Genomic DNA, 4,853 nt, shown 5'->3' with positions numbered 1-4,853 from the left:
CAAATTTTTTATCTGACTTGAACTCATAACTCAAAATTGTTTGTAAGCATTTGCTTACATTCTTATTCTCAACTTTTCTCACAGAAAATAATGTCGCTTCTGCTAAAGTCCCTCCATCAATTTTAATCTCAATCTTAGTTATTGGGTCTTTCACAATTCCGCCTTCAGAAGAAACAATGTTTTTTACATAACTGCCGTCTGAAATTCCAAAATTACCTGCTAAATCCCAGCCGGATACAATTATTTTTTCTACATCTCCAAAACCGGTTTGTTTTGTGAATTTTCCAGTCCACAGATTTTCTGAAATTTCTTGTAGCTGCACAATGATACTTTGTTTCTTCGGGCTGTTGCCATGCGGAATAACTTCTGTATTTGCTGATAGAAGTTTTTCTGACGAGAACGCTGTTATCGTCATATCGTCTGTCTTCTCAGGGTTTATTGTAAGATATACTGTAAATGTCGGTTTTACAAAATCAATCTGTGAAACAGGTGTTAGAACAAATACAGCGTTTATCGTCGCAATTGTGTAAATTGAAATTTTGTCTATCGCTATTGCCAGTTTGTTGTTTACCGTGTCAAGCGTTGCACCAAGTGCTGTCCAGTTGCCTGTGTCAGGATTGTATCTGAATATATCAAGCGTGGTTTCGTCAATTCCGTTGAGTTGTGTCTCATCATAAAAAAGTGTTAGAGTTGCTGATGGATAAAAAGTTGTTGATGTCGGCTGTATATCGTAAATTGAGCCAACGCTACCTTGAGCAATTCCAAATGTTGATGCAGTTTTACCGTCTGGGTTCGGTGTGATCGTTATTTTTGCATTTTCAGGATTTGATAATTGTGAAGTTATGTAATCAAAACTAACCTGACGTAAAACCGTTATCTCGCCTCGCTTCTCAATCGCTGTAACATATGAGATGTTCGAACCTGTCTTTCTTGTTGCAGTTGAATTTATCACATAAAAGTATTTGCCGTCAGGAACATAATTCCCTGTGACATCTTTTCCATCCCACAATTGCGAGACATTATACAACCCCGATGCACTGTGATATAGAACAAATGTTCTATAAACCTCGTCGGTGGAACTTACAATTTTTATAGTTGTAGTTGAGTTTATTACAGTTATCGGTCTCAACTCCAAATTAAATGAGATATTTGTTGACTCAATATCAGGGTCAAACGGGTCTGTACTATCTGAAATATTTGAGATAATTAAGTTTTTGCCTGCAGGACCTATTGAAATAGTAAATGTTCCTGTCCCTTTTGATGTATAAAAATTATCACTACCTGTAACATCTATCGTCGCAAAACCATCATAATTGTTTACTGCTGTATATGTTCCTGTCCAGGTAATATTATCCGTTGATGACATTGTTATCTCTGTCGGATTTATTTGCCCATTTTGTAGGACATTTGTCCTAATAGATTTTAACGGCTCACTTGCTACAATAGTAATTGTTACACCACCAGCAGCAGTTACAGGGTCAGGACTTGCCGAAATTGTGTATGTCGGTGCTTTGTTATCCACAACAAAACTTCTTGTCTCTGAATAATCACCATACACAGTGCCGTCATATGCAGCGACTTTCCAGTAGTATGTTGTTGAATCAGAAAGAAATGTTTCTGGTTGAATTGTATAACTACATTGTCCTGTTCCCTGAACAACTGGTGGAGAAGGCGAAAATCCTTTCGTTGAGACATTACTTTCAAATACTTCTTTTACTGAAAAATCACTTACTGACGACAATTCTACCTTAAAGTGTAAATCATCACCATCAGCATCAGAAGGTACATTCCAGACAGGTGTCAGTTGAGCATTCGTCCACACACCATTTGCAGGCAAAACCAAACTCGGCGGGTTCGGTGGCTGGTTAATAGGAATCTGTCTTGCATATTTAAGATCACCATTTGTATAGTCAAAATAAGAAATATGGGCATAATTATATGAATCTAATGCAACGGATGTATATAATCCTACAACCCCAGTAATATCTACTCTCTCAATATTCCATATAGTTCCATCCCAGTCTGTATATTTTAAATCATAATTAGGCATCCAATCATAATAAGCAATACGTGGATAATTATTTGAATCAAGTGCCAATGATGCCCCCCCTAAATATCCTTCAGCATCTACAGTTTGAATTTCCCAGTTAGTTCCAGTCCATTTTGCATATTTTACATCGTAATCTATACTAACATCATAAGCAATATGAGGATAATTGTTTTTATCAAGTCGTAATGTATTGCCGTCACTTATTCTCTTGGCAGAATCTACTTTTTGAATGTTCCAAACTACCCCAGTCCATTTTGCATATTTAATATCACCCCTTGTCGATCCAAAAGAATAATCGTAATAACTAACATGTGGATTATTATTCGTATCCAATGCAAGCGATGGTTTAAATGACGCAACAGTATCTATAGTTTGAATATCCCAGTTCGTACCAGTCCACCGAGCATATTTTAATCTGTAACCCTTTAAGTCTACATAACAAATATGCGGATAATCATTTGTATCTAAAGCAATAGAATTGTATTGATACGAACCATCCATTTCATCTACAATTTGAAAATTCCACTTTTCTCCATCCCAGAAAATATACTCTAACCTGTTTCCAGAACCACTGGTATAACTTATATGAGGGTATCCTTTTGCATCTAAAACAATTGAAGAATAGAAAGCGTATTTTTCAGAAACTACTGTTTGAATATCCCATTTTGTTCCGGTCCAGTGGGCATATTTCAAATTGTTATTTGTTTGGTCATAATAAGTTATATGTGGAAAATTCTGACTGTCTAAGACAATAGATGTAATAATACCAACATATCCGGCAGAATCTACCGTCTCAATTTGCCAGTTGTTTTCTGCACAAATTAGTGAAACAGGGTATAGTGTAAATAACAACAGTAGAATTTTTAATTCTAATTTTTTAATCATTTTTTATTTGGGATTTATAGATTTTTTTCCAGTAAACTAATACGATTCTGTAAATTAGGATAATCTGGTACTATTGCTAACACTTTTTTAAAACATTTAATGGCATTTCTATAATTTTTTTCTCTCTCATATAATACTCCTAATGAAAACCAACTTGGAATTACATCGGGATTAAATTTCAAAGATGTTTGATACGATTCTATTGCCTCTGGAATTGAATTTATTGTTACATAAAATCTTGCTAAATTGAGATAATTGTCATATTTATAAGGTTCTATTTCAATTGTTTTTTTAAGCATTTTATACGCTTGTTTATAATCCCTTTTTTCTGTATATGCAGCACCGAGCAAACTATAAATTGCAGGATAAACTGGAAAGATATTCAATGCTTTTTGACATACCGCGATGGCTTCATCAAATAATTTTATTTTTATATATGTTTTCGCGAGACCCGCGTAAGCAAACACATAATCGGGTGCCAATTGCATTGACCTTTCATAATGATAAATTGCTTTAGTATGCATATTTCTTTCGGAATATAAATCGCCGAGACAATGATGTATTCTATAACTTTTTGGACAATTACGCGATGCCTCCAGCCAAAATATCATTTCATCCTTCCACTTAGAATTTCTATTTACAATTGTTACAGAAGATACACTAATAAAAATAATCAATAAAACATAAATCATGTTTTTTATCTTAACTGATCGCCTTTCAAATTTTTCTAATAATAGTCCTATTAAAAAACCGAATCCAATTGATGATAGATAAAGATACCGTTCTTGTAAAAATGAAATTTTCAAAAAAGGAATAAAATTAAAAACTGGGATTAAACATATAAATATCCACATAATTGAAAAATTTATTTGTTTATCGGCAGTTTTTACCATAATTCCCAAAATTAAAATTATGATAAAAATAGAATAAATAACTCTGTAAGAGAAAAATGACATTTCTATGGGATAAAGATGTTCTATTGAGAGATTGAAAGGTAAAAACAACAATTTAAGATATTCTATACTAACTGGTAACATAGTCAAAATATTTGTATAAAAACTTCCGCCGGGATAATTTATTACACTTTCTACAGTAGTTTTAAAAACAAAAAACCTAATATAAAGATAAACAAAAGCAACTATTAGAAAACCCAATAATTCTTTTATCTTAATTTTATTCTTAAAGAACAAGCAATACAAAAAAAGAATTGGTATTAAAACCAAACCGGTTTCTTTAGAAAATAGTGATAAAATAAACGACAAAAGCGAAATGCTGTAATAAATACTTTTTTTTAGAAATTCTTTATAAATTATCTCCTCATATTTTATGTAACTTAAAAGTGAAATACAGATAAAGAAAGCAACTAAAAGTTCTTCGTTAAATGATATTTCTAAAACTGCTTCTGTATTTATCGGATGACAAGAAAAAATTAAAGCAGCAATAAACCCTTTCATCTTGTTTTTATATAATTTTGTAAAAAGAAGATAAATAAGCAATGCAATACTAATATGAAATAGAGTATTGGTAAGATGGTATTTCCATGTATTTAATTTAAAAATTTTGTAAAGAAGGAAATATGTAAATGTTGCAACGGGTCGATACGATAATTCTTTTGAAATTTTAAAATAATCTTTTGTAAAAATTTTTTTAAGATTATTCAAATCTTTTATAGATTTGTTATCCTTTATTATTTTTATATCATCCCAGACAAACTCGTTTTTGGATGAATTGGCATACACACCAAAAGTAGCAATGACTATCAATCCAATAGCGAACCATTTATTCTGAATAAGTTTTTTCATTATTTTTTGTTAAAAAACAGTGTTTTTTAGGTAATTTAACTGTGATTTTGTCAATTTTAATGATGAAAATTGAATTTTTATAGTGTATTTTTACTTTTTAGAAGTGTATTTAAGCA

Annotated in this window: 2 protein-coding genes; both read right to left on the bottom strand. The window is 31.8% G+C overall.

What is annotated here, in order from left to right:
- The coding region (locus AB1349_12800; GenBank protein ID MEW6558205.1) for a hypothetical protein at positions 1-2,935 on the bottom strand (2,935 nt) is incomplete at its 3' end.
- Between the two features lie 14 nt (positions 2,936-2,949).
- On the bottom strand, positions 2,950-4,737 hold the full coding sequence (locus AB1349_12795) for a tetratricopeptide repeat protein (protein ID MEW6558204.1): 1,788 nt from the start codon (positions 4,735-4,737) through the stop codon (positions 2,950-2,952).
- Positions 4,738-4,853 lie beyond the last annotated feature (116 nt).

The sequence above is a fragment of the Elusimicrobiota bacterium genome (assembly GCA_040757695.1).
GTDB lineage: Bacteria > Elusimicrobiota > UBA8919 > UBA8919 > UBA8919 > JBFLWK01.
Note: the sequence above shows the minus strand (reverse complement) of the source record. Positions and strands in the feature narration are given on the sequence as shown.

What these genes read in the sequence shown, in the direction of transcription:
- AB1349_12795 (MEW6558204.1), bottom strand. Translation starts at nt 4,737, where the DNA reads ATGAAAAAACTTATTCAGAATAAATGGTTCGCTATTGGATTGATAGTC.